Raw genomic sequence first — 1021 nt, forward strand, 5'->3', positions numbered from 1 at the left:
GATCCTCACCGCACCCACCCTGCCCTGACCTCTACCCCCGCCCTCACCCCGGTCAACCAGCACAGCAACCCCCGCCTCGATCCCCAGGATCCCGATCAGCATCCGGGCGTCCTCCGGGCCCCGAGCACACCCGAGGACCACCCGGGCCGCGGCAGCCGCGACCTGCGGGTCATGGCAGCCGTCATCGACCGTGCAATACCCGAGCGGAACGATCCGATCCAACGCACTCACCCCCGCACCCGCTCGGCCCGGACCCGCCCCCCGACCAGCCACTTCGGGTTCCACGCCCCCCGCACCCACAACTGCTGCTGCCACCCCCACCGGCGGCAGCGCACGACGCCCCGCCGCCCCCGGCTCCCGACGCGCCATGACCGCAGCACTCCGCTGCCCCCACGCCGCCAAGCCCCGGGGATGGACCACCGGCTGCGGGGTGCTCGGCGCGCGCGCAAACCCGACCTGCACCCAGGTCGCCTTCACCTTCTTCTCCCGCTGAGGTGACGGCTGCTTCTTCTTCGGGGCCTGCTTCTTCGGCGTGGTCGGCGCAGGCTTCAGTTTCGGTGGTGCCGGGGGCTGGCGCTTGCGCTTCGGCTCCGGGCGCTTCTTCGGCGGGATCTTCCCGATCAGCTCCCCCGCCACCTCCAGGACCAGCACCCGCGCCGGGAACGACACCACCCTCTGTTCGGACAGCGTCTTCACATACGCCTCCCATGACCGGCACACCGTGAACTGAGACAGCTCCACACCCGCCCGCTCCGCCACCAGCGGCAACACGCCCAGCTCGTCCAACGGCAGGCACTGCACGACCCGCATCGGCAACCGCGCGATCCCACCCGGCGACGCCACCGTCACCACACCACCGACCACCACATCCGGCCGCACGCTGATCACCGTCGCGGTCCTGCTCCCGGCCACCCACCCCTCCATCGAAGACCGACCGAACACCAACATCGGACTACCCTCCGCCGCCACAGCAGCGCCCGCGGCCCGGCCAGCACTGGGACCGGCCACCACACGCTCCGAT

At 71.7% G+C, this 1021-nt stretch carries 1 protein-coding gene; it reads right to left on the bottom strand.

Going from position 1 to position 1021, the window contains the following annotated elements; translation table 11 throughout:
• Positions 1–948, bottom strand: a 948-nt coding sequence (locus tag D8M34_RS18915; protein ID WP_202976289.1) for a hypothetical protein, incomplete at its 3' end; no start/stop codon positions are given.
• Between the last annotated feature and the right edge of the window lie 73 nt (positions 949–1021).

This window comes from Microbacterium sp. HSID17254, assembly GCF_003989315.1.
Classification (GTDB): Bacteria; Actinomycetota; Actinomycetes; order Actinomycetales; family Microbacteriaceae; genus Microbacterium.